This is a genomic window from Streptomyces sp. NPDC004658, from assembly GCF_040609555.1.
GTDB lineage: Bacteria > Actinomycetota > Actinomycetes > Streptomycetales > Streptomycetaceae > Streptomyces.
The window spans coordinates 1-22,626 of record NZ_JBEXKG010000126.1 but is presented as its reverse complement, the minus strand read 5'-3'; the positions used below and the strand labels follow the sequence as shown (position 1 = coordinate 22,626).

Sequence of the window (22,626 nt, the reverse complement as noted above, 5' to 3'; positions counted from 1 at the left end):
GTCCGGGCGGTCCCGTGCCGGTCGCGGGCCGGGCCCGGCGGCTCCCGGGCCAGCCCGGGACCCAACCGCTCAGCGGGAGGCTGGACCTGTCCGGCCCCCAGGGCGCGCAGCTACGCACCGCGCTCGCCTCGGTGCACCGGATCTGCCCGGAGTTCGCCCCGGTGCAGGTCCTGCGGCGCAGCGGACGGTCCGTCCTCCTCGTCGGGACGACAGGGCGCAGCACGGCCGTCGCCAAGTGTCTCCTGGACCACTCGCCGGCCTGGGTGGAGCGGAGCCGCCAGGAAATAGCCGCATACCGCTCGTTCGTCCGGCACCGGCCGCCGGTCCGGGTGCCGAGGCTGATCGCGGCGGACCCGGACAACTGCACGCTGGTGATCGAACGGATGCCGGGCCGGACGGCGTCGTTCCAGCGGCATCCGATGGAGGCCCCGCCGCGCGCGGACATCCGGGCCGCGCTCGGCGCGATCTGCCGGGTGAACGCCTGGCGGCCCCCGGCGGGCACCTTCGACATGCCGCTGGACTACGCGGCCCGGATCTCCCGGTACCACGAGCTGGGCCTGCTCACCGACCGGGACCTCGGCGACCTGCAGAAGCTGCTGCACGGCATCGCCCACGAGGTGGGCCGGCACGGCATGCTCCAGTTCTGCCACGGCGACGCCCTGCTGTCGAACATCCTGTTGTCACCGGCCGGTCCAGTGCTGGTGGACTGGGAGCACGCGGGCTGGTATCTGCCGGGGTACGACCTGGCGACGCTGTGGCTGGTCCTCGGGGACGCGCCGGTGGCCCGGCGGCAGATCAGCCAGATCGCCCAGTCGGCGGGCCCGGCCTCCCGGGACGCCTTCCTGGTGAACCTGATGCTCCTGCTGACCCGGGAGATCCGTACGTACGAGACGGCCGTGCAGCGTTCGATGCACGACACGGCCCCGGCGGCACCGGTCACGGCCCACCCGGGTGCCACGCCGTCCGGCGAGGAACAGCGGCTGCTGCTCAGGCGGTTGCACGACGACTGCCAGATGGCCCGCAAGGCCGTCCGCGCGGCGGTCGGCACTCGCTGACGGAGCGACGGCTCCGCGGTGCGTCCTGAGCGGCGGCGCACCGCGGACCTCCGGGTGGTGAGTGCGCGGGCGTTGACAGCCACTGGTGTATGCCAGTGACGCCCCGCAGGCCCGCGTACCGCCGGGACGAAACTCGCCGGAACCCTCCGTGACATGGGAAATCGCTGTCCCCGAGGCATCATTGACGGATCGTCGGCAAGCCGGTACCACTGACCCAGCTCGGCGCCGTGCGCCCCGCCACGCCCCGCCCGTCACAGGAGGCCGCATTGCGAGGATCCGTCACCGACCCCACGTCCACACCCGGCCACAGACGCCTGCGGCGGACCGCCGTCCCGCTCGCCTCCGCGGCACTGCTGCTGCCCCTGCTCGGCGCCGCCCCGGCTCCCACCGCCCCGGATGCCGCCACGCACCGGTTGCAGCACGCGTTCGCCGACGCGGCGGCCGACTACCACGTGCCGCAGAGCGTTCTGCTGGCCGTCTCCTATCTCCAGTCCCGCTGGGACGCGCACGGCGGCGCGCCGAGCGTGACCGGCGGCTACGGTCCGATGCACCTCACCGACGCCCGGACCGCGCTCGCCACCGCGGAGCACTTCGCCGAGGGCACGGAGGACGCCCGGGGCGACAGTGCCCGCGCCGCGCTGCACCCCGTCGTGGAGGTGCCGGCCGAGTCGGCGGTCCCGGCCCGTCTGAAAACGCTGCCGAAGGCCGCGGAGCTGACCGGCATCCCCGCCGAGGAGCTGCGGAGCGACCCCGCGGCGAACGTGGCGGGCGGCGCCGCGCTGCTCGCCGCCGCGCAGAAGGAGCTGGGCGAGCCGCTGAGCGCCGACCCGGCCGACTGGTACGGCGCGGTGGCCCGGTTCTCCGGCGCCGACGACACGGCGACCGCCGCCGCCTACGCCGGCGACGTGTACGACGTGCTGCGCACCGGTGAGGAGCGCGTCACGGACGACGGCCAGCTGGTGACCCTGCCCGCCCGGCCGGGGCTGACCGCAGACACCGGCCAGCTGGAGCGGACGGGGCTGCGCACGCTGCCCGCGGACGGCACCGAGTGCCCGAAGTCGGTGTCGTGCGTGTCGGTCCCGGCGCCCTACGAGGAGTTCGGGGACAACGACTACGGCAACCACGACCTCGGCGACCGCCCGGCGTCGCAGAGCGTCAAGTACATCGTCATCCATGACACGGAGGGCGCCTGGGACGGGGTCATGAACCTCATCAAGGACCCCACCTATGTGTCCTGGAACTACACGATCCGCTCCACCGACGGTCTGATCGCCCAGCACGTCAAGGGCAAGGACGTGGCCTGGCACGCGGGCAACTGGTACATCAACGCCAAGTCGATCGGCATCGAGCACGAAGGCTTCCTCGCCTCGCCCGACGCCTGGTACACGGAGGCGATGTACCGGTCCTCGGCGCGGCTGGTGCGGTACCTGGCCCGGACGTACGACGTCCCGCTGGACCGGCAGCACATCCTGGGCCACGACAACGTGCCCGGTCCGACCGCCTCCACCGTCCCGGGGATGCACACGGACCCCGGCCCGTACTGGGACTGGCGGCACTACTTCCAGCTGCTCGGTCACCCGTTCGGACCCACGGCCGGCCGGCACGCCGCCGTGGTGACGATCCTGCCGGACTACGCCTCGAACCAGCCCGTGTACACCGGCTGCACCACCAAGGGCGAGCCCTGCGCGGCGCACGGCTCCAGCGAGGTGCGGCTGTACACCGACCATGACGTGACCGCCCCGCTGGTCAAGGACATCGGTCTGAGGACGGACCCGACCGACGGGGTGAACGATCTGTCCTCGCGGGTCTCCACCGGCCAGCAGTACGCGGTGGCCGACCGCTGGGGCGACTGGACGGCCATCTGGTACCTGGGGCAGAAGGCCTGGTTCCGGAACCCGGCCGGGGACCCGACGGCCGTACCGGCGAAGGGCCTCGTGGTCAGGCCGAGGGACGGCCTGGCGAGCATCCCGGTGTACGGCCGTGCCTACCCGGAGAAGGAGGCCTACCCGGCGGGCGTCCCCGCCCAGTCGGTGGTGTCACTGCCCTACACGATCGCGGCCGGGCAGAAGTACGTGGTCGGTGACGAGGTGCCGGGCGAGTACTACTACGCGGTCACCTTCACCCCGGACTCGCACCGGGTCGTGGTGGGCGAGGACCTGTACTACGAGATCCAGTACGGCCACCGGGCCGGGTTCGTCCGGGCGGCGGACGTCACGCTCGAGAGGGCGGCGCACTAGCGAGGGCCGGGGTGATCCACCCCGGCCCTCGCCGCGCGTTCGTCCTGCTCTCAGCCCTGCTGGAAAAGCTCCGCCGGGAGCGGCTTCAGCAGGGCGTACAGGTCGTCGGTGATCGGGCGGTCCCAGGCGGCGATGGTGACGAGGACGCCGTCGCTGCGGTCGAACTGGACGCAGGAGATCCGGCTCTCGGAGAGCTTCAGCCGCCGCACGATGAGCAGGTTGTCGCCCTGGAGCACCGGGGTGTCCTCGACGCCGACGACGGTGACCTCCTCGTCGTTCTCCAGCGCCAGCAGCAGCTGCCCCACCTCGAAGGGGATCTCCCCCTCGGCGACGTCACGGGCCGGGGAGCCCTCGGGGAGGTTGCCGATGATCATGGCGGGGCCGCGTCCGCCGAACAGGTCGTAACGCAGGAAGACGCCCTGGCAGGTGCCGTCGGGGGCGGGCAGCAGGCCCGCGCCGAGGTTGCCCGGCCAGTCGCCCGGGTCCATGGCCAGCACGTCGAAGTCGGGTCCGGCGGGGGTCGCGCTGCGGCGGCGGAGGAACGACATGCGGCCATGGTACGTGCCTGGGCCCCGGTGGGTGACCTGTGGGCGTCCGGGAGATCGGCTAGCGCAGGGGGCAGCTGGTGAGCAGGGTGGCCGGGGCCGCGCCGGCCGGGCGGGCGACGGTGCGGTCGGCGGGCGGGCGGGCGACTCCGTCGAGCCAGCGTTCCAGGGCCGTGAAGGCGGAGCGGTGGCAGGGCACCATCGGGCGGAGCCGGTCGGGGAAGACGTCGGCGAGCGAGTCGGTGTGGGTGCCGTCCTCGATGCGGTAGTAGCGCAGCAGGGAGCCGCGGCCGGCCTGGTGGACCATGCGCGCGTAGACGTCGGAGTCCTGGCTGATCGGCAGCAGCACGTCGAGTGTGCCCTGGAGGGTGATCAGGGGCTTGCCGATGCGTCCGGTCAGAGCGATGCGGTCGACCGCCCGGTGGACGGCGGCGGGCCGGTCCGGGTAGGCGTAGTCGGCGTCGCAGGCGGGGGTGCCGGAGGCGCAGTACGGGGTGCCCGCCTCGGTGTCGCCGTCGTAGCCGGGGTCGAGTTCCTCCCGGTAGATCCGCTGGGTGAGGTCCCAGTAGACCTGGTGGTGGTACGGCCACAGGAACTCGGAGCCGGCCGGGAACCCGGCCCGGTGCAGCGCCGCCTCGGCCTCGGCCGCGCCGGGGCCGCCCGCGGCGTAGGCGGGGTAGTGGCGCAGCGCGGCCGGCAGGAAGGTGAGCAGGTTGGGGCCGTCGGCGCGCCAGAGGGTGCCCTCCCAGTCGACTCCGCCGTCGTACAGCTCGGGGTGGTTCTCCAGCTGCCAGCGCACGAGGTAGCCGCCGTTGGACATGCCGGTGGCGAGGGTGCGGGCCGGGGGCCGGTGGTAGCGCTGGGTGACGACGGCGCGGGCGGCGCGGGTGAGCTGGGTGAGGCGGGTGTTCCATTCGGCGATGGCGTCCCCGGGGCGGCGGCCGTCGCGGTAGAAGGCCGTGCCGGTGTTGCCCTTGTCGGTGGCGGCGTAGGCGTAGCCACGGGCGAGCACCCAGTCGGCGATGGCCCGGTCGTTGGCGTACTGCTCGCGGTTGCCGGGGGTGCCGGCGACCACCAGGCCGCCGTTCCAGTGGTCGGGCAGCCGGATGACGAACTGGGAGTCGTGGTGCCAGCCGTGGTTGGTGTTGGTGGTGGAGGTGTCCGGGAAGTAGCCGTCGATCTGGATGCCGGGGACGCCGCTGGGCGTGGGCAGGTCCTTGGGGGTGAGGCCGGCGTAGTCGGCGGGGTCCGTGTGACCGCTGGCCGCGGTTCCCGCGGTGGTCAGCTCGTCCAGGCAGTCGGCCTGCTGGCGGGCGGCGCCGGGGACGTGCAGCCGGGCCTGTTCCGCGCAGTGGGCGTCGGCCGGCCCCGGGCCGACGGGTGCCGCGGTGGCGGGGGTGGCCAGGAGGGAGCAGGCGGCGGCGAGCGACAGGGCACCCAGCGCGGTGCGCCGGGCGGCCCGGGCACGCCGCCCGGGACGGCGCAGCAGGGGTGTGGGGTGGGCAAGCATGTGGTTCCTCCGGCGGGTTGGGGACGCGCTGGAGGCTAGGGGTGGTGTGGGGGGTGCGGACATGTGTGGGGCCGCCATGATGACGGCGCGTTCGACGGCGCCGTGCACCATGGCGGCCCTTCTCGGCCGCTGACTGGCTGTCAGGGGCAGCCGCTGTCGGCCAGGGTGAAGTAACCCGAGGGCGACTCCTTCAGAGTGTGGGTGACGAACGTGTTGTACAGGCCCATGTTCTGCTGGGATCCCTTGGCGTAGGTGTAGCCGCCGCTGGTGGTGGCCCGTCCCGCCTGGACGTGGGCGTAGTTGCTCGCCGTCCAGCAGGCGGCGGTGCCGCCGCCCGGGTCCGGGTCCGTCCCGCCCGGGTCGCTGGTGTCCAGGCCGAGGAACCGGGCGATCCAGCGGCTGGAGCAGATCGAGTCGAGGAAGTACGGGGCGGCGGTGCCTCCGCACTGTTCGCCGCCGGTGCCGGGGTCGACCGGGGTGCCGTGCCCGATGCCCGGGACCCGGTCGACCTCGACGGCGACCGTGCCGTCGGCGGCCAGGTACTGGTCCTGCCGGGTGGCGTCCGGCCCGATGGTCGTCGTGCGGGTGGGCGTCTGGGACAGGCCGTGCAGGGCCGTCCACTGGTCGCGCAGTTCGGTGGCGTTGCGGGGTACGACGGTGGTGTCCTGGTCGCCGTACCAGATGGCCGCGCGCGGCCACGGTCCGCCGTACGACGGGTAGGCGTCCCGCACCCGCTGGGCCCACGCCGCCGGGCTCAGGTCGACGCCGGGGTTCATGCAGGTGTAGGGGCTGTTGTCCTTGGTGCAGTCGTAGGGCAGGCCGGCGACGACCGCGCCCGCCGAGAACACGTCGGGGTAGGTGGCGAGCATGACCGCGGTCATCGCGCCGCCGGCGGACAGGCCGGTGACGTAGACGCGCTGCGGGTCGGCGCCGTAGGCAGTGACGGCGTGACCCGCCATCTGCCGGACGGACAGGGCCTCGCCCTGGCCGCGCCGGTTGTCGCCGGTCTGGAACCAGTTGAAGCACTTGCTCGCGTTGTTGGCGGTACCGGTCTCGGCGAGCACGAGCAGGAAGCCGTCCTGGTCGGCGAGTTGCGGCAGCCCGGAGTTGTCGGCGTAGGTCTGGGCGCTCTGGGTGCAGCCGTGCAGGGCCACGACCACCGGCGGGTGGGCCGGCAGGGTGGCGGGCCGGTACACGTACATGGTGAGGGCGCCCGGGTTGGAGCCGAAGTCGTTCACCCGGGTCAGCGTGACGGCGGCGCGGGCCTGGGGCGCGGGGCCGGCGAGCGCGGTGGCGAGGACGACGGCGAGGACGGCGAGAAGGCGGGGCAGCAGGCGGGCCCGTGGCGGTGCTCCGGGTGCCCTGCGGAACGGGGGCAGTGGCATGGCGGCTCCTTCGGTGGACGCACGGGTCCCGGCCGCTGCCACGCGGAGGCGGCGCCGTGCGCGCCGAGCGCGGCGGAACCAGCCGGGAGTGCCGGAACCATAGGTTCGGGTGTGTGCGGGCACCATGGCGCGCGGCACCACAGCGGTCGGGGCGTGCGTCGGCACCGGACGGATTGCGGAGCGCGGTGCGGTCTGCTACGCCGACGCGGCGCGCCGCCGGCACCGCTCCCGCGGTCTTTCCGGCCGCACGCGCCGGCGAGGCTCCGGCAGGCTCATTCCTTTGGCGGCGCGGGCGGCACCACCGCGATCGGGCTCGCCGCGTGCAGCAGTACGGCCTGGGTGACCGAGCCCATCATGCGGGCCGGGGCGAGCAGCCGCCGCCGGTGCCGGCCGACGACGACCAGCTCGGCGTCCTTCGAGGCGGCGACCAGGTGGCCGGCCGCGTCGCCGGGCAGCGCCTCTGCGTCGGCGCGTACCCCGGGGTGCCGCTCGCGGTGCGGGGCGAGGAAGCCCCGGGCGAGGGTGCGGGTTTCGTCCTCGACGGCGTCCTGGTCGATCAGGGGCGGCACCAGCTGGCCGGGCGCCGACCAGGTCTGCATCGGCCACGGGTAGGCGGCGATCACCTGGAGCCGGGCGTCGCGCAGGGCGGCCTCGGCGAACGCGAAGGCGAGGACGGACTCGTCGGGGCTGTCGACGTGCAGGCCGACGACGACCCGCGGCCCGGGCTCGGCCTGCTGCTCCCCGTGCACCTCCCGGCCCGGGCGGGGTACGACGACCACCGGGCACTCGGCGTCCCGGGCGGCGGCGAGGCCGTTGGAGCCGAGCAGCAGGCTGGCGAAGCCGCCGCGGCCACGGGAGCCGAGCACCAACAGCTGGGCGTCGCCGCCCAGTTCGGGCAGGACGGCACCCGGTACGCCCTCCACGGCGAGGTACTCCACGTCCGGTGGCCCCGCGTGGTCCGCGAGCCGGCCGCGTGCCTCGTCGAGCACCGGATCGCCCTCCGCCTCGGGCGGTCCCGCGACCAGCACGTCGGCCTGGCCCCAGGCGGCGTACTGCCGTACGTGCACCACGCGCAGCGGTGCCGCGCGGCGACGGGCGGCGTCCAGGGCCCAGTCCAGGGCGCGCAGACTGTCCGCGGACCCGTCGACCGCGGCGATGACCGGCGCAGCGCTCATCCTTGCCTCACCTCCGGAACACGACCTTCCCCTTGCTGGGGCCAGCCTGGCTCAGGTCCGGGCCCCGGCAGGGCGCTGCCGGTCGCGTGTCCGGAAATCCGGCCGCAACACCCCCCGGTCGAGGGGAGGCGCGGTCAGGGCCGCCCGCGGATTCCGGTGAGCGGTCAGGTGAGGTCGAACTCGCCCTCCCGCGCGCCGGAGACGAAGGCGCCCCACTCCGCGGGGGTGAAGATCAGGGAGGGGCTCTCCGGCCGGCCGCTGTTGCGCATCGCGATGAAGCCCTCGACAAAGGCGATCTGGACATCGCCCAGACCGCGGCTGCCGGACTGCCACTCGGCCTTGCTGAGGTCCAGCTCCGGCTTCTCCCAGCCCGCGAGCGGCTGCTGCTGGATGGTGCTCTCGGCCACGTCCCTGCTCCTCCCGGTTCGTCGTCCGCGGGTCAGCCTAGCGACCGGTCGCCACGGCGGACAGGGCACGCGGGGAGAACCCTCCCGCGGGTCGGCCGGCCGCTGCGGCGGGCCCGTCAGGAGTCGGGGGGCTCCGCGTCGACGAGCCACATCGAGAAGAACTGGCAGCCGCCGCCGTACGCGTGTCCGAGCACCCGGCGGGCGCCGTCCACCTGGTGTTCTCCGGCCTGGCCGCGGACCTGGAGGGCGGCTTCGGCGAAGCGGATCACGCCGGAGGCGCCGATGGGGTTGGTGGACAGCACACCGCCCGACATGGTGACGGGCAGGTCCCCGTCGAGCTCCGTCACGCCGGACTCGGTGAGCTTCCAGCCCTCGCCCTCCGCGGCGAAGCCCAGGTTCTCCAGCCACGTGGGCTCAGGCTCGCAGTGCATCGACACCGGGGGCGAGAAGGTCTACCCGGAGGAGGTCGAGCAGGCACTCAAGGCGCATCCGGACGTGTACGACGCGCTGGTGGCCGGCGTGCCGGACGCCCGGTGGGGCAACCATGTGGCGGCCGTGCTGCAGGTGCGCCCGGGGGCGCCCCCCCCACACTGGCCGACATCCAGCGCCACTGCCGTACCCGCCTGGCCGGTTACAAGGTCCGCCGCCAGCTGGTCGTCACGGACGCCGTCCAGCGGTCGCCGAGCGGCAAGGCGGACTACCGGTGGGCGCGGCAGGTGGCGGTGGCGGCGCAGCAGTCGTAGCCCGGGGTGTCCGCACCGCCGGGACCCCGCCCGGGATTTTCCTGTGTGCCCGATCCGGCCGTCCGCTGACGGAAGGTGACGGCTTCGGGCCCGCACGGAAGGACCTCCAGTGTCACACCTCAGGCCTGGCCGGCAGCCGGACGGTACGGCGGCGAGGACACCGTCCTGGTTGGCCTGAAGCAGGCCGCGGACGCCCCCGTCTGGCGGACGGACGCGTTCCGGGACCGCTTCCCGAGGGCGCACGGCCCACCGCCAGGCCGACCCCGTCACCCGGACGGGAACCCCTCAGACGTCGAGGAAGGCGAGCGTCCGGCTGACGAACCGCTCCGGGTCGTCCAGCCAGGGGTAGTGCCCCGCGCCCGGCTGGACGGCGCATTCGGCCCGCGGGAAGGCCTCGGCGGTGCGGCGGGCCACCGCGGGGCTCGGCCAGCTGTCGAGCGCGCCCGCGTACACGAGGACCGGCGCGGTCAGGGCGGCGAGGGCCGTCCGGGTCGCGTCCGGGGTGAAGGCGCCCTCGGCGAAGTAGCGCTCGCCGGCCTCGTCGTTGGTCTGGCGCAGTTCCGCGTCCGTGTGGGCCCGGGCGGTGTCGTCCCAGCGGCCGTAGAAGAACGGCAGGATCACGTCGTCGAAGTCGGCCTCGCCCGTGAGCCAGGCCCGGAAGGCGGGGAAGGCCCCCGCGAACCACGGCTCGTCCGCGCGGAACCGGGCCGTGGCCAGCCGGTCCTCGGGCACGGACCGCAGCCCCAGGGCGGACGGGTTGGGGGTGATCAGCACCAGCCGTCGGATCCGCTGCGGGTGGCGGGCCGCGTAGAGCATCGCCAGGGCGGCACCCGCCGAGTGGGCGAGTAGATCCATGTGCTCCAGACCCATGTGGTCGCGCCATACCTCCAGGTCCTCGACCATCCGGTCGCAGCGGTACGTCGCGGGGTCCGCGGGCGCCTCGGAGTCACCGGTCCCCCGCAGGTCGAGCAGGGCCAGCCGGCGGTGGGCGGTCAGCCCGCCCAGGTCCCCGAGATACTCGGAGGCCCGCATCGGGCCGCCGGGCACCACGGCGAGCGGCTCTCCCTCCCCGCGCAGGTGGTAGGCGAGCCGGGTGCCGTCGGGCGCGGTGAAGATCGACATGCGGTCGATCATGGCGGCCCGCACGGCCCGGCCGCAACGCGGTGTGCGCGCCTCACACGGAAATTCCGCGCCGCCCTCTTGCCTCGGGATGCGTGACCTGCATTTACTGACCCGGAACACATCGACCGAATGATCGGTCGGCACCATGGCTGCTGGTGAGGGAGTCGTCGCGATGGCGGATGTGACGGACCTGCTCGACGCGGGCGAACGACTGGGGCCGGAGGAACTGCGGGCGGTCCAGCTGGAGCGGCTGCGCGCGTCACTGCGGCACGCGTACGAGAACGTGCCGTTCTACCGCGAGTCCTTCGACAAGGCCGGCGTCCGCCCGGCGGACTGCCGCACCCTCGCCGACCTCGCGCACTTCCCCTTCACCACCAAGGCGGACCTCCGGGAGAACTACCCGTACGGCATGTTCGCCGTGCCCCGGGAGAAGATCCGCCGCCTGCACGCCTCCAGCGGCACCACGGGACGCCCCACGGTCGTCGGCTACACGGACAACGACCTTTCCCTGTGGGCCGACATGGTGGCACGGTCGATCAGGGCGGCGGGCGGGCGGCCGGGCGACGTCGTCCATGTGGCGTACGGCTATGGGCTGTTCACCGGGGGTCTCGGCGCCCACTATGGTGCCGAGCGCCTGGGCTGTACGGTCGTCCCCGCGTCCGGCGGCATGACGGCCCGGCAGGTGCAGCTGATCCAGGACCTGGAACCGTCCGTCATCATGGTGACCCCGTCCTACATGCTCACCCTGCTCGACGAGTTCGAACGGCAGGGCGTGGACCCGCGCACCACGTCGCTGCGGGTGGGCGTCTTCGGTGCCGAGCCCTGGACCGAGCAGATGCGGCGGGAGATCGAGGAGCGGTTCGCGATCGACGCCGTCGACATCTACGGGCTCTCCGAGGTGATCGGCCCCGGCGTCGCCCAGGAGTGCGCCGAGACCAAGGACGGCCTCCATGTGTGGGAGGACCACTTCTACCCGGAAGTCGTGGATCCGCTCACGGGTGAGGTGCTGCCGGAGGGCGAGCGGGGGGAGCTGGTGTTCACCTCGCTGACCAAGGAGGCCATGCCGATCGTCCGGTACCGGACGCGGGACCTGACACGGCTGCTGCCCGGCACGGCCCGGACGTTCCGCCGGATGGAGAAGATCACCGGGCGCAGTGACGACATGGTGATCCTGCGCGGGGTCAATCTGTTCCCGACCCAGATCGAGGAGATCGTGCTGCGCACGCCCGGTGTCGCGCCGCACTTCCAGTTGCGTCTCACCCGCGAGGGCCGCATGGACGCGCTGACCGTGCGGGCCGAGGCCCGCTCGGACGCGACCCCGGAGGCGCGGGAGGCGGCGGCCCGGGCCATCGCCGCCGCCGTCAAGGACGGCATCGGGGTGTCGGTCGGCGTGGAGATCGTGGAGCCCGAGTCGCTGGAGCGCTCGGTGGGCAAGATCCGCCGGATCGTGGACCTGCGTCCGCGCGACGCCGGCTAGGGAACCGCCGGACGGGACACGGCCGGGAGGGCGCGGACCGTACCGGCCGCGCGGGTCGGCCCCGACGGCGGGAGACGGCCCCGACGGCGTGGGGCGGCTCCGACCTCCCGGGACTACCCCGACCACGGGGGGGGACGGCCCGAGGACGCGGGTGCAGCCGCTCCGCGCACTCGCATCGACGTACCTCGAAACGTCGGCGGCGGCCTATACTCCGGAGCCATGACGGACACCGCCCCCACCCCGGACCTGGTCAACGCGCTGCGGGCGCTGTCCAACCCCATGCGCCTCCAGATGCTGCGATGGCTGCGCGAGCCCGAGCGGCACTTTCCGATGGAGGCGGCCATCGCCGACCCCGCCGAGGTGGGTGTGTGCGTGAGCCACATACAGGCGAAGGCCGGGCTGGCCCAGTCCACCGTGTCGGCCTACATGGCGGAGCTCCAGCGCGCGGGGCTGGTCCGCGCGACCCGGGTCGGCAAGTGGACCCACTACAAGCGGGACGAGCAGCGCATCGCCGACCTCGTCGCCCAGCTGGGGCAGACCCTCTAGCCACCACCCCCCGCACCGCCTTCCGCACCGCCTTCCGCCGCCTCCCCCGCGCCGGCGTCCCCGCAGCCGGCGTTCCGGCTTGCGCTTCATATCGAGAATCTGCGATATTCCGAATCGACGAAACGGCATCTGTCCTGCGAGGGGGCACACCCATGGACCTCGGCACGTTCGGGATCTACACCTTCGACTTCGAGCACCAGCCGGCCGCGCGGATCCGGGACTCCGTCCAGCAGCTGGAGGAGATGGGCTGGCGGGCGCTGTGGATCCCCGAGGCGCTCGGCCGGGACGCGTTCACGCACGCCGGTCTGCTGCTCGGCGCCAGCCGGCGGCTCACCGTCGTCAACGGCATCGCCCGGATCTGGTCCCGCGAGGCCCGCTGGACGCACGGCGCCGCCCTGCTGCTGGCGGACGCCTACCCGGGACGGCACGTACTCGGCCTCGGCTTCGGCGGCGATCCCCGGCCCGGGGTCAAGCCGCTGGCCGCGATGTCCGCGTACCTGGACGAGCTGGACACCCTGGAGACGCCGAACCCCCGCCCGGAGACCCCGGTCCGGCGGCTGCTGGCCGCGTACGGGCCGAAGATGCTCCAGCTGGCCCGCGACCGCGCCGCCGGCGCCCACACCTACCACGTCAACACGGCCCACACCGCGCAGGCCCGCGAGATCCTCGGCCCGGACGCGTTCCTGGCCGTCGAGCACGCCGTGCTGTTCGAGACCGACCCGGCCCGGGCCCGCGGCCTCGCGCGCGAGCACCTGCACGGGTATCTGCGGACGCCGTACAACCTCGCCAAGTTCCGCCGGCTCGGCTACACCGACGACGACCTCGCCGGCGGCGGCAGCGACCGCTTCGTGGACGACCTGGTGTTCTGGGGCGACCCGGACACCGTCGTACGGAAGCTGCGCGGCCACGTCGACGCGGGCGCCGACCACGTGGCCGTCCAGGTGATCGGCGTGCGGCCGGGCGAGTCGGCGCTCGCGCACTGGCGGTCGCTGGCCGACGCGCTGCTGCCGGCGGGGGACTCGGCCGCCCGTTGAGCGAGCATGCCGGTCGCGGTGCCCCCGGCCGGGCCCGGTGCGCCCAGGCCCGAGCGCCCCGCACCGGGGCCGGCCGCCGTGCGTCCCGGCTAGCCGCCGAAGCGGTCACGCAGCTCGCGCTTGAGGATCTTGCCGCTCGCGTTGCGCGGCAACTCGTCCACGAACAGCACCCGTTTGGGCGCCTTGAAGGGCGCGAGCCTCGCCTTCACATGCGCGATCAGCTCCGCCTCCGTCACCTCACCGCGCGGCACGACGACCGCCGTCACGGCCTCGACCCACCGCTCGTCGGGCAGACCGACCACGGCGGCCTCCGCGACCGCCTCGTGGGTGTACAGGGCGTCCTCGACCTGGCGTGAAGCCACCAGTACCCCACCGGAGTTGATGACGTCCTTCACCCGGTCCACGATGGTGAAGTAGCCCTCGTCGTCCCGCACCGCGAGGTCCCCGGAGTGGAACCAGCCGTCCCGGAAGGCCTCGGCGGTCTCCTCGGGCTTGTCCCAGTAGCCCTCGCACAACTGCGGTGAGCGGTACACGATCTCGCCGGGCGTGCCGGCCGGGACGTCCTTGCCGTCCTCGTCGACGACACGGGCGTCGACGAACAGGACGGGACGGCCGCAGGAGTCCATCCGGCCCCGGTGCTCGTCAGGCGCGAGGACGGTGGCCAGCGGGCCGATCTCGCTCTGGCCGAAGCAGTTGTAGAAGCCGAGCCCCGGCAGCCGCTCGCGCAGACGCTCCAGGACCGGCACCGGCATGATCGACGCGCCGTAGTACGCCTTGCGCAGTCCCGACAGGTCCCGGGTCGCGAAGTCCGGGCGGCCCGCCAGGCCGATCCATACCGTCGGCGGGGCGAAGAGGCTGTCCACGCGCCCCGCTTCGATCAGGTCGAACAGCCGGTCCCCGTCGGGCGCGTCGAGGATCAGGTTGGTGGCGCCCACCGCCAGGTAGGGCAGCAGGAAGACGTGCAGCTGCGCGGAGTGGTACAGCGGCAGGGAGTGCGCGGGGCGGTCGCCGGCACTGAGGTCGAGGGCGGTGATCGCGCTCAGGTACTCGTGGACCAGGGCCCGGTGCGTCATCATCGCGCCCTTGGGCAGGGCGGTGGTCCCCGAGGTGTAGAGGAGCTGCACCAGGTCCTCGGTGCGCGGCTCGGGACCGTCGTACGGGGGTGTGGCCGCCAGTCGCGCCAGAAGGGAGTCGCCGGCGTCGCGCAGGGGCAGCATGCGGACGCCGTCGGGGAGCCGGTCCGCGAGGCCGGGGTCGGTGAGGACCAGCGAGCTGCCGGACTGGCGGACGATGTACGCGAGGTCGTCGCCGGTGAGGTTCTGGTTGACCGGCACGTGCACGAGACCGGCGCGGGCGCAGGCCAGGAAGCCGATCAGATACGCGTCCGAGTTGTGGCCGTAGGAGCCGACCCGGTCGCCGGGGGTGAGTCCCTGGCCGAGCAGGAGGCCCGCCGCGCGGGAGACGGCGTCGTCCAGTTCCTCGTACGTCCAGGCGCGGTCGGCGTACTCGACCGCGACCCGTGCCGGGGTGCGCCGGGCGCTGCGACGCAGCACCCCGTCGACCGTGCTGCCCTGTCCCTGCGTCATGACTCATGATCCTGGATCCGCCGCCGGGGCGGGTCAAGCACCCGGGCGCACCGGACGCACGCGGTGGGGTCAGCCAACCTCCCCTTCCCTCGGCGACGTTGGCAGGCATGGGTGTGGTCCCGCCCCCCATGGCGCGGGACCACACATGTTCCTACGGAACGTGTGCGGCCCTGCCAGTACGGATCCCGCAGCCGCCGCTTGTACAGCTTGCCGTTGGGGTCGCGGGGCATCTCGGCGACGAAGTCGACGCTCCTGGGCCGCTTGTAGCCCGCGAGGCGCCCGGCACAGTGGCCGAGGAGCGCGGCGGCCAGCTCGGGGCCCGGTTCGTGGCCCGGGTCCGCTTCGACCACGGCGTTGACCTCCTCCCCCCAGTCGTCGTGCGGGATGCCGAAGACGGCGGCGTCGGCGACGGCGGGATGGGCGAGCAGGTCGGACTCGATCTCGGTCGGGTAGATGTTCACCCCACCGGAGATGATCATGTCGATCTTGCGGTCGCGGAGGAAGAGGTAGCCGTCCTCGTCCAGGTGGCCGAGGTCGCCGACGGTGAAGAAGTCGCCGATGCGGTTCTTGCGCGTCTTGGCCTCGTCCTTGTGGTACGAGAAGCCCCCGGTGTTCATCTTCAGGTAGACGGTGCCGAGTACACCGGGCGGCAGCCGCTCGCCGTCGTCGTCGAAGATCGCGAGTTCGCTGATGGGCCAGGCCTTGCCGACGGTGCCGGGCTTCTTCAGCCAGTCCTCGGCGGTGGCGAAGGCCCCGCCGCCCTCGCTGGCGGCGTAGTACTCCTCCACGCAGTTCCCCCACCAGTCGATCATCGCCCGCTTCACATGGTCGGGACAGGGGGCGGCCCCGTGGAGGGCGTGCCGCATGGACGAGATTCAGAGTCCGTAGGGCCGGTCCCCGGCGTGGGCGTCGAGCCAGTCGAGGTCGCGTGCGAGGTCGTCGGGGGCCGTGTAGCGGACCGCGCCGAGCACGCCGAAGCCGCCGGCCCGGCTGATGGCCCCGGCGACGGCGGGGAACGGCGTGAAGCCGAAGACGGCGTGCTCGATTCCCAGTTTCCTGCTCAGCTCCGTCTGCATGGGCGCAGGATGCCGCAGCCTGCCTGACGACGGAACACTGTTTCTGATACACCGTCAGATTTTTCGGACGGCACGCGCCCCGTTGACACACCCCCCTCCTGACAGGAAAGTTTCACGATGCAAGGCGGGAGCCGAAAGATACTTTCACGCGGGAGGGCGCAGCATGACGGACGACGTGGCAGGCGGACGAGCGAGCGGACCGACCCGCCGGCGGCTCGTCGCGGGCACCCTGGCGGCGGGCGGCGCACTCGCCCTCGGCGCGCTCCCGGCGGGCCCGGCCGCCGCAGCCCCCGCCTCCGGCCGCCACCCCACCCTGCGCCACGGCTCGCCGGAACAGGCCGGGCTGCTCCCCGCGCACCTGCGGCAACTCGTCACGGACGCCGAGGCGTTCCTCGCCCCTTCCCCCCGGCACCCCTGGTACGCCGGTGCCGTGCTGCTCGCCGGGCGCGGCGCCACCGTGGCACTGCACGAGCCGATCGGCATGGCGGTGCGGTACGCCCGGTACGACGAGAAGACCGACACCGGCGTCGAACTGCCGCCGGAGCAGCAGCTCCCGATGACCCGGGACACCGTGTTCGACCTGGCCTCCGTCTCCAAGCTGTTCACCTCCCTCCTCGCCGTGCAGCAGATCGAGCGGGGCGCGCTGGCCCTGGAGGGGACGGTCGCCTCGTACCTCCCGGAGTTCGGGCGCGCGGGCAAGCAGTCGGTGACGGTCCGCCAACTCCTGACCCACACCTCGGGGTTCCGCGCGTGGCTCCCGCTGTACGACGCGCCGACGTACGAGGGCAAGCTCCAGCTCATCTGGAACGAGGCACCCGTCAACCCGCCGGGCACCGCCTACCTCTACTCGGACCTGAACCTGATCTCGCTCCAACTCGTCCTGGAGAAGGTCACCGGCCGCCCGCTCGACGTGCTGCTGCACGAGGAGATCACCGGACCGCTCGGCCTGGGCAGCACCCGCTACAACCCGCCCGCCTCCTGGAAGCCGCGGATCGCGGCCACCGAGGACGCGCGCAGGCCCTGGTCCGGGCTGGACCGGGGGCTGGTGTGGGGGGAGGTGCACGACGAGAACGCGTACAGCCTGGGCGGCGTGGCGGGGCACGCGGGCGTGTTCGCGAGCGCGTGGGACCTCGCGGTCCTCGGCCGCACGCTGCTCAACGGCGGCCGCTACGGCCGGGACCGCATCCTGCGGCCCGAGTCGGTGGACCTGATGTTCACCGACTTCAACACGGCCTTCCCCGGCGACGAGCACGGCCTCGGCTTCGAGCTGTACCAGCACTGGTACATGGGGGCGATGGCCACCCCGCGCACGGCCGGCCACACCGGCTTCACCGGCACCTCGCTCGTGCTCGACCCCACGACCGACTCCTTCCTGGTCTGCCTCGGCAACTCCGTGCACCCGGTGCGCACCTGGCGTTCCGGTTCGGCGCCCCGGGTCGCCGCCGGCAACCACCTCGCCCGCGCGGTGCCGGTCCGCCCGGCGAGCGGCCGTACGGCCTGGTTCTCGGGCATGGCGAACGCCACGGCCGCCACGCTCACCCTGCCGGCGCTGGACACCTCGCCCGGCGCGGCCCGGCTGCGCTGCGCCCTGTGGTGGGACACCGAACCCCGCTCCGACCTGGTGGCCCTGGAGTCCAGCACCGACGGCGGCGCCACCTGGCACCCGGTCGCCTTCACCACCACCCGTCACGGCGAGGACCGCGAGGACCACCCGGAGGGCACGGTCACCGGCTGGTCGGGCCGCGTCTGGCACCGGGTGACGGCGGCCCTGCCGGCCGACCCCCGGCTGGTCCTGCGCTGGCGGTACACCACGGACGCGCTGTACGTCGGCCGGGGCGCGTACGTCGACGCGCTGCGCGTCGAGGCGGGCGGGACGGTGCTGTTCGACGGGGCACGCCCGGCGGACGCGGCACGGATCGCGGCGGTGGGCTGGCAGGGCTCGGCCGACTGAACCGGGTGCCCGTGGTCAGGGCCGCTCCAGCACCGCCATGGCCGCGTTGTGCCCCGGCACCCCGCTGACCCCGCCCCCGCGCACCGCGCCCGCCCCGCACAGCAGGACGTTGGGGTGCCGCGTCTCCACACCCCAGCGGCCGCTGCCCTCCTGGGCGTACGGCCAGGACAGGGCCCGGTGGAAGATGTTGCCGCCGGGCAGCCGCAGGTCCCGTTCGAGGTCGAGCGGGGTCTTCGCCTCGATGCAGGGGCGGCCGTCGGCGTCGGTGGCCAGGCAGTCCGCGAGGGGCTCGGCGAGGTGGGCGTCGAGCTGGGCGAGGGTGGACTTCAGCAGCTCCTCGCGTACGGCGTCGTTGTCCCGGTCGAAGAGCCGGGCCGGGGCGTGCAGGCCGAACAGGGTGAGGGTCTGGTAGCCGCGCTCGACGAGGCCGGCACCGAGGATGGTGGGGTCGGTCAGGGAGTGGCAGTAGATCTCCGAGGGCGGGGCGGCGGGCAGTTCGCCGGCGGCGGCCTGGGCGTGGGCGGTGGCCAGGTCCCGGTAGCCCTCGGCGATGTGGAAGGTGCCGGCGAACGCCTCGCGCGGGTCGGCCTCGGGGTCGCGCAGCCTGGGCAGCCGGGTGAGCAGCATGTTGACCTTGAGCTGGGCCCCCTCGGCGGGTTCGGGGGAAGGGTCACCGGTGAGGGCGGCCAGTTCGTGCGGGGAGGCGTTCACCAGGACGTGCCGGGCGGCGGCGGTGCCCTCGCCGGCGGCGGTGCGGTAGACGACCTCGGCGGTGTTCCCGTCCGTGTCGATCCGGATCGCCTCGTGCCCGGTGGCGATGCGCGCGCCCGCCGCGCGCGCCGCGTCGGCCAGCGCGTCGGTCAGCGCGCCCATGCCGCCGACGGGCACGTCCCAGGCGCCGGTTCCGCCGCCGATGACGTGGTAGAGGAAGCAGCGGTTCTGGACGAGGGTGGGGTCGTGGGCGTCGGCGAAGGTGCCGATGAGCGCGTCGGTGAGGACGACGCCCCGGACCAGGTCGTCGGTGAAGGTCCGCTCGATGGCGACGCCGACCGGCTCCTCGAAGAGGGCGCGCCAGGCGGCCTCGTCGTCGATGCGGCGGCGCAGCTCCTCGCGGGTGGGCAGCGGTTCGGTGAGCGTGGGGAAGACACGCTGGGCGACGTGGCCGGTCATGCCGTAGAAGCGCTGCCAGGCCTCGTACTCCCGGTCGCCGCCGGTGAGCCGGGCGAACGCCTCCCGGGTGCGCTGCTCGCCGCCGCCGACGAGCAGACCCGTGGGCCGTCCCGCGCGCTCCGTCGGGGTGTACGACGAGATGGTGCGGGAGCGGACGCGGAAGTCCAGCGCGAGGTCGCGCACGATCTTCTCCGGCAGCAGGCTGACCAGGTAGGAGTAGCGCGACAGACGGGCGTCGATCCCGGCGAACGGGCGGGTGGAGACGGCGGCGCCGCCGGTGTGGTCCAGGCGCTCCAGCACCAGGACCGAGCGGCCGGCCCGGGCCAGGTAGGCGGCGGCGACCAGGCCGTTGTGGCCTGCGCCGACGATGACGGCGTCGTACGCGCGGGTTTCCTCGTTCGCGGACATGGCTCTTCGTAGCACGCGGTGATCCACCTGGGCCAGAGGCGGGCCGGGGTGGATCAGCCCCTCACCTTGTGCGGTGCCGGACGCGCCTGCGGGCCGAGCCGGGCCATGGCCCGCAGGATGTGCTGGGGCGGCAGCTGCCAGCGCAGCCGTGCGGGGACACGGCGGAGCACGGTGCCGGTGGCGCGCAGCCTGCGGGTGACGACGGCGGGGGCGGGGGCGGGCCTGCCGTACAGCTCGTGCGCGTACGGCGGCAGGGCCGCGTACGCCAGCAGCGCCACCCGCCGCCACAGCAGCTCGCGCGCCGGGACGAGGAGGGGGTGTACCGGCGGGCGGAGCAGGAAGTCCTCCACGTCATGCGCCTCGGGTCCGGCGGCCAGCCGCGGACGGACCGCTTGGAAGTACGCGGCCAGCTCCGCCCGGCTCGCCGGCACCGTGTGCGGGTCGAGCCCCACGAGCCGGGCGCTGACACGGTGCTCGGCTATGTACCGGTCGGCCTGGGCGTCGGTGAGCGGGAAGCCGGAGCGGCGCAGGACGTGCAGATAGGAGTCGATCTCCGCGCAGTGCACCCACAGCAGCAGCTCCGGTTCGTCGACGCCGTACCGCCGGCCGGTGTCGGGGTCGGTCGCGGTGAGCGTGCTGTGGATCTTCCGCACCCGCGCGCCGGCCCGCTCGGCGGCCTCGCTCGTGCCGTAGGTCGTGGTCCCGACGAAGTGGGCGGTCCGCATCAGCCGCCCCCAGGCGTCCCGCCGGAAGTCGGAGTTCTGCATGACCCCCCGGACCGCACGCGGATGCAACGCCTGGAGGTAGAGCGCACGGACCCCGGCGACCCACATCATGGGGTCACCGTGCATCTGCCAGGTCACGGAGGCGGGGGTGAACAGTCCGGGATCGGCCATGCCCGCAGGCTAGCGCCGTACGCGGGGCATCCCCAGGCCGATCCAGGAAATGATCTCGCGCTGGATCTCGTCGTTGCCGCCGCCGAAGGTGAAGATGACCGCCGAGCGGTAGCCGCGTTCCAGTTCGCCGTGCAGCACCGTGTTCGCCGAGCCCTCCTTCCGTCCTGGACGGCGGCGACCATCTGCCAGTTGAGGAGTTCCAGCGCGTCGAGGCGGGTGTGGGTGCGGGCGAGGAGGCGGCGCACCCAGGGCAGGTCGGCGACCCGGCGGCCGTCGGCGAGCTTGGTCTCCCTCGCCCAGCGCTGGACGTCGTGCAGGGCACGGATCGCCATGGTGCCGTGGGCGGCGAGGGTGACGCGTTCGTGGTTGAGCTGGTTGGTGACCAACCGCCAGCCGTCGTTCTCGGCGCCGACGCGGCGGGAGACGGGGACGCGGACGTCCTCGTAGTCGCTCGCGGTGGTGTCGTGGGAGGCGAGGGTGCGGATGAGGGTGCAGGAGCAGCCGGGGTCGGAGGTCGGCACCAGCAGCAGGGTGTTGCCCTTGTGGGGCGGGGCCTCGGGGTCGGTGCGCACGCCCAGCCACACCCAGTCGGCGGTGTCGCCGTTGGTCGTCCAGATCTTCTGGCCGTTGACGACGTAGCCTCCCTCACCGTCCCGGACCGCCCGGGTCCTCAGGGACGCCAGATCGGTGCCCGCGCCGGGCTCGCTGTAGCCTGGCGGTCCTGACGGCGCACACCGTAGAACGTGTTTCAGAAATTGGGGATGCCGGAAGCCGGGCGGATCCGGGGGCGCATGCGGCCGGGGGCGCTCACCCGAGCGTTTCGAGGAAGTCCGCGCAGGCGTCGGCGCAGGCCCGGCAGGCGGCCGCGGCGGACTCGGCACCGGGGTGCTCGTCGAAGGCGCGGGCGCACTCCAGGCACACCGAGCGGCACCAGTCCACCCGGACCCGGATCGCCTCCTCGTCCTGTCGGTTCTCCTCGCACAGCACGCGGCAGGTCGCGTCGCACACCTCGGCGCACATGATGCCCAGCCGGCGCGCCCGCTCCTGGTGCTCGCTCCCGTCCGGGTCGACCAGGCTCGCGCGCACGGCACAGGCCCGGGCGCACTCCGTGCACGCCTGGGCACACGTGAAACGGTCCTCCAGGAACCGGTAGAGCTGCTGCGAAGTCGGCGATGTCACACCGTGCGGGTAGCCGGGGCGGGCGGCCACAAACCACTGTCCCCGAGGCGGGACGGATAGGGGTGCCGCCCAGCTCCCGCCGTTACACACGATGTCTGGTTTGACTGGTTCTGACCGGGTATCCCTGTTCTATGAACACCGCATCGACGCAGCTGGCCGCGGCAAGCGGCCTGATGAGCCTCTTCCTGTTCATCGTGGCCGTGGGCCTGCTCGCGCTGCTCGCCGGCGGCTTCTGGATGACCTCGCGCGTCAGGTACCGCGAGTCCCCCCGCCCCCGCCCGGAGGAACAGCCCAAGCTGCCGCCGGAGGGACCGGTGCACGAGGTCCGGGAGAACCGGGAGTCCGCGGAGATACCGCTCATCCCCAAGGGCGACCGCCCGCTCACTCCCTACGAACTGACCAACATGGACACCCGCACGAGCGAATCGAAGCAGCGTCCGCGCTGGAGCAGGGGCTCCAGCGGCTCGTTCGGCGGCGGCGGACTCGGCGCCCACTGAGCCCCGGCCCCGCCGCTGACCGGCAACCCGGCCCGCGCCGGACCGCCGTACGGCCCTAGGCAGAGCCCCGGGCGGCGTCCAGGCGGCCGACGCGGGCCACGTTGCGCCGGTCCTCGGGATCCTGGCTGGGCTCGGCCGCGAACCAGGCGTCGAGGATCTCCTTCAGCACCGGCTCCGAGGTGAGCCTGAGGCTCAGCGCCAGGACGTTGGCGTCGTTCCAGCGCCGGGCGCCGTCGGCCGTGCCGGCGTCCGTGCACAGCGCCGCACGCACACCCGGCACCTTGTTGGCCGCGATGGACGCGCCGGTGCCGGTCCAGCAGCAGACCACCGCCTGGTCCGCCGCGCCCTCGGCCACGTCCCGGGCGGCGGCCTCCGAACAGACCGCCCACTGCGCGTCGGCCCCGGGCCGCAGCGCGCCGTGCTCCCTGACCTCGTGACCACGGCGCCGCAGCTCCGCGACCAGCAGTCGGGCCACGGGTTCGTCCATGTCGGAGGAGACGGAGATCCGCATACTCCGGAGCGTAGCGCGTGCCGTCCGGGACCGGGCCCGCATGCCGAACGGCCCCCCGCGGGGGCCGTTCCCGACGGACGACGAGGTCGCCCGGGAGAGCGGGTTCCGCGAGGGTC

18 protein-coding genes and 5 pseudogenes are annotated in these 22,626 nt (G+C 73.6%); 8 read left to right on the top strand and 15 right to left on the bottom strand.

The genetic code is table 11. The features are described from left to right. Positions 1–1,055: aminoglycoside phosphotransferase family protein (locus tag ABZV94_RS31005; RefSeq protein WP_356346226.1), on the top strand; the 1,055-nt coding region annotated here is incomplete at its 5' end. A 266-nt stretch (positions 1,056–1,321) separates the two neighbouring features. Further along, positions 1,322–3,292 (top strand): N-acetylmuramoyl-L-alanine amidase, encoded by a 1,971-nt coding sequence (locus ABZV94_RS31000; protein WP_356346225.1) that lies wholly within the window; start codon positions 1,322–1,324, stop codon positions 3,290–3,292. A 50-nt stretch (positions 3,293–3,342) separates the two neighbouring features. Here ABZV94_RS31000 and ABZV94_RS30995 read toward each other — a convergent pair whose 3' ends face one another. The 6 genes and pseudogenes from ABZV94_RS30995 to ABZV94_RS30970 all read right to left on the bottom strand — a co-directional run. Then, the gene (locus tag ABZV94_RS30995; RefSeq protein WP_014670824.1) at positions 3,343–3,840 is read right to left on the bottom strand and encodes a hypothetical protein; all 498 of its coding nucleotides are present in this window, start codon (positions 3,838–3,840) and stop codon (positions 3,343–3,345) included. Positions 3,841–3,898: 58 nt separating this feature from the next. Then, positions 3,899–5,347: a 3-hydroxybutyrate oligomer hydrolase family protein gene (locus ABZV94_RS30990; protein WP_356346223.1), complete on the bottom strand. Its 1,449-nt coding sequence runs from the start codon at positions 5,345–5,347 to the stop codon at positions 3,899–3,901. Between the two features lie 140 nt (positions 5,348–5,487). After that, the gene (locus ABZV94_RS30985; RefSeq protein WP_356346221.1) at positions 5,488–6,732 is read right to left on the bottom strand and encodes a PHB depolymerase family esterase; all 1,245 of its coding nucleotides are present in this window, start codon (positions 6,730–6,732) and stop codon (positions 5,488–5,490) included. A 272-nt stretch (positions 6,733–7,004) separates the two neighbouring features. Beyond that, entirely contained in the window at positions 7,005–7,907 is a 903-nt protein-coding gene (locus ABZV94_RS30980; RefSeq protein WP_356346220.1) for a universal stress protein, read from the bottom strand. A 164-nt stretch (positions 7,908–8,071) separates the two neighbouring features. Continuing rightward, positions 8,072–8,314 (bottom strand): DUF397 domain-containing protein, encoded by a 243-nt coding sequence (locus ABZV94_RS30975; protein ID WP_356346219.1) that lies wholly within the window; start codon positions 8,312–8,314, stop codon positions 8,072–8,074. A 116-nt stretch (positions 8,315–8,430) separates the two neighbouring features. After that, positions 8,431–8,730, bottom strand: a pseudogene (locus ABZV94_RS30970) (thiolase domain-containing protein); the annotation flags it as partial. On the opposite strand from ABZV94_RS30970, the pseudogene ABZV94_RS30965 reads away from it, so the two are divergent. Next, positions 8,723–9,057, top strand: a pseudogene (locus ABZV94_RS30965) (acyl-CoA synthetase); the annotation flags it as partial. The pseudogenes ABZV94_RS30970 and ABZV94_RS30965 sit on opposite strands and share 8 nt — an antisense overlap. Before the next feature lie 285 nt (positions 9,058–9,342). Here the strand turns inward: ABZV94_RS30965 and ABZV94_RS30960 are convergent. After that, a complete protein-coding gene (locus ABZV94_RS30960; protein ID WP_356346217.1) occupies positions 9,343–10,179 on the bottom strand; it encodes an alpha/beta hydrolase in 837 nt (278 codons plus the stop codon). A gap of 172 nt (positions 10,180–10,351) precedes the next feature. On the opposite strand from ABZV94_RS30960, the gene paaK reads away from it, so the two are divergent. The 3 genes from paaK to ABZV94_RS30945 all read left to right on the top strand — a co-directional run bounded on the left by paaK (position 10,352) and on the right by ABZV94_RS30945 (position 13,236). Then, entirely contained in the window at positions 10,352–11,656 is a 1,305-nt protein-coding gene (gene paaK / locus ABZV94_RS30955) for a phenylacetate--CoA ligase PaaK (protein WP_356346214.1), read from the top strand. A 219-nt stretch (positions 11,657–11,875) separates the two neighbouring features. Continuing rightward, positions 11,876–12,202 carry a metalloregulator ArsR/SmtB family transcription factor gene (locus ABZV94_RS30950; protein WP_356346211.1) on the top strand — a complete coding sequence of 109 codons (327 nt, stop codon included), beginning with the start codon at positions 11,876–11,878 and terminating at the stop codon, positions 12,200–12,202. Positions 12,203–12,354: 152 nt separating this feature from the next. After that, on the top strand, positions 12,355–13,236 hold the full coding sequence (locus ABZV94_RS30945; RefSeq protein WP_356346208.1) for a TIGR03620 family F420-dependent LLM class oxidoreductase: 882 nt from the start codon (positions 12,355–12,357) through the stop codon (positions 13,234–13,236). Positions 13,237–13,325: 89 nt separating this feature from the next. Here ABZV94_RS30945 and ABZV94_RS30940 read toward each other — a convergent pair whose 3' ends face one another. The 3 genes and pseudogenes from ABZV94_RS30940 to ABZV94_RS30930 all read right to left on the bottom strand — a co-directional run. Next, entirely contained in the window at positions 13,326–14,822 is a 1,497-nt protein-coding gene (locus tag ABZV94_RS30940; protein WP_356346206.1) for an acyl-CoA synthetase, read from the bottom strand. Positions 14,823–14,974: 152 nt separating this feature from the next. Further along, positions 14,975–15,697, bottom strand: a pseudogene (locus ABZV94_RS30935) (AMP-binding protein); the annotation flags it as partial. Between the two features lie 3 nt (positions 15,698–15,700). Further along, positions 15,701–15,898, bottom strand: a pseudogene (locus ABZV94_RS30930) (hypothetical protein); the annotation flags it as partial. 163 nt (positions 15,899–16,061) lie between these two features. Between ABZV94_RS30930 and ABZV94_RS30925 the strand changes: the two are divergent. After that, positions 16,062–17,849 carry a serine hydrolase gene (locus ABZV94_RS30925; RefSeq protein WP_356346203.1) on the top strand — a complete coding sequence of 596 codons (1,788 nt, stop codon included), beginning with the start codon at positions 16,062–16,064 and terminating at the stop codon, positions 17,847–17,849. Positions 17,850–17,864: 15 nt separating this feature from the next. Here the strand turns inward: ABZV94_RS30925 and ABZV94_RS30920 are convergent, their stop codons facing one another. The 4 genes and pseudogenes from ABZV94_RS30920 to ABZV94_RS30905 form a co-directional block, all read right to left on the bottom strand. Beyond that, positions 17,865–19,427, bottom strand: coding sequence for an NAD(P)/FAD-dependent oxidoreductase (locus ABZV94_RS30920; RefSeq protein WP_356346200.1), 1,563 nt, complete (start codon positions 19,425–19,427; stop codon positions 17,865–17,867). A 53-nt stretch (positions 19,428–19,480) separates the two neighbouring features. Further along, the gene (locus tag ABZV94_RS30915; protein ID WP_356346198.1) at positions 19,481–20,323 is read right to left on the bottom strand and encodes an oxygenase MpaB family protein; all 843 of its coding nucleotides are present in this window, start codon (positions 20,321–20,323) and stop codon (positions 19,481–19,483) included. A gap of 9 nt (positions 20,324–20,332) precedes the next feature. Next, positions 20,333–21,036 (bottom strand): annotated as a pseudogene (locus ABZV94_RS30910) (acyl-CoA dehydrogenase family protein); the annotation flags it as partial. A 94-nt stretch (positions 21,037–21,130) separates the two neighbouring features. Beyond that, positions 21,131–21,502: a ferredoxin gene (locus tag ABZV94_RS30905; protein ID WP_103816118.1), complete on the bottom strand. Its 372-nt coding sequence runs from the start codon at positions 21,500–21,502 to the stop codon at positions 21,131–21,133. 131 nt (positions 21,503–21,633) lie between these two features. Between ABZV94_RS30905 and ABZV94_RS30900 the strand changes: the two genes are divergently transcribed. Continuing rightward, positions 21,634–21,999, top strand: coding sequence for a DUF6479 family protein (locus tag ABZV94_RS30900; protein ID WP_356346195.1), 366 nt, complete (start codon positions 21,634–21,636; stop codon positions 21,997–21,999). 55 nt (positions 22,000–22,054) lie between these two features. On the opposite strand, the gene ABZV94_RS30895 is transcribed toward ABZV94_RS30900, so the two are convergent. Then, entirely contained in the window at positions 22,055–22,510 is a 456-nt protein-coding gene (locus ABZV94_RS30895; RefSeq protein ID WP_356346194.1) for an RpiB/LacA/LacB family sugar-phosphate isomerase, read from the bottom strand. Positions 22,511–22,626: the final 116 nt, after the last annotated feature.

Coding starts and splice junctions, on each gene's coding strand:
- ABZV94_RS30995 (WP_014670824.1), bottom strand. CDS start 3,840: ATGTCGTTCCTCCGCCGCCGCAGCGCGACCCCCGCCGGACCCGACTTC.
- ABZV94_RS30990 (WP_356346223.1), bottom strand. CDS start 5,347: ATGCTTGCCCACCCCACACCCCTGCTGCGCCGTCCCGGGCGGCGTGCC.
- ABZV94_RS30985 (WP_356346221.1), bottom strand. CDS start 6,732: ATGCCACTGCCCCCGTTCCGCAGGGCACCCGGAGCACCGCCACGGGCC.
- ABZV94_RS30980 (WP_356346220.1), bottom strand. CDS start 7,907: ATGAGCGCTGCGCCGGTCATCGCCGCGGTCGACGGGTCCGCGGACAGT.
- ABZV94_RS30960 (WP_356346217.1), bottom strand. CDS start 10,179: ATGTCGATCTTCACCGCGCCCGACGGCACCCGGCTCGCCTACCACCTG.
- paaK (WP_356346214.1), top strand. CDS start 10,352: ATGGCGGATGTGACGGACCTGCTCGACGCGGGCGAACGACTGGGGCCG.
- ABZV94_RS30950 (WP_356346211.1), top strand. CDS start 11,876: ATGACGGACACCGCCCCCACCCCGGACCTGGTCAACGCGCTGCGGGCG.
- ABZV94_RS30945 (WP_356346208.1), top strand. CDS start 12,355: ATGGACCTCGGCACGTTCGGGATCTACACCTTCGACTTCGAGCACCAG.
- ABZV94_RS30940 (WP_356346206.1), bottom strand. CDS start 14,822: ATGACGCAGGGACAGGGCAGCACGGTCGACGGGGTGCTGCGTCGCAGC.
- ABZV94_RS30925 (WP_356346203.1), top strand. CDS start 16,062: ATGACGGACGACGTGGCAGGCGGACGAGCGAGCGGACCGACCCGCCGG.
- ABZV94_RS30920 (WP_356346200.1), bottom strand. CDS start 19,427: ATGTCCGCGAACGAGGAAACCCGCGCGTACGACGCCGTCATCGTCGGC.
- ABZV94_RS30915 (WP_356346198.1), bottom strand. CDS start 20,323: ATGGCCGATCCCGGACTGTTCACCCCCGCCTCCGTGACCTGGCAGATG.
- ABZV94_RS30900 (WP_356346195.1), top strand. CDS start 21,634: ATGAACACCGCATCGACGCAGCTGGCCGCGGCAAGCGGCCTGATGAGC.
- ABZV94_RS30895 (WP_356346194.1), bottom strand. CDS start 22,510: ATGCGGATCTCCGTCTCCTCCGACATGGACGAACCCGTGGCCCGACTG.